The following is a 223-nucleotide window of genomic DNA, read 5'->3' as shown; positions in this document are numbered from 1 at the left end:
GAGATTAATCACAGCAAATATCCCCCACGCGACCAAGCTGAAATGCCATTGGCCATAAACGAGGATATTTAACGTCCCCCAAATTAACAAAGAGGATGCAAAGAACGCTGCGACCCCTCTGCCGATTATGCTTTCACAACGCAAAGCAGTAAATTGAAATAGCCCAAATACAATAAATAGCCACTGCCACACATCAAATGAAAAAAACTGTAAAAACCCGTCA

1 pseudogene is annotated in these 223 nt (G+C 42.2%); it reads right to left on the bottom strand.

The window, feature by feature from the left end:
- Positions 1 to 223 (bottom strand): annotated as a pseudogene (locus PQG54_RS12385) (hypothetical protein); the annotation flags it as partial.

This window comes from Commensalibacter communis (assembly GCF_947179015.1).
GTDB lineage: Bacteria > Pseudomonadota > Alphaproteobacteria > Acetobacterales > Acetobacteraceae > Commensalibacter > Commensalibacter communis.
The sequence above is the reverse complement of the archived record's forward strand: the minus strand, read 5'-3'. Positions and strand labels throughout refer to the sequence as shown.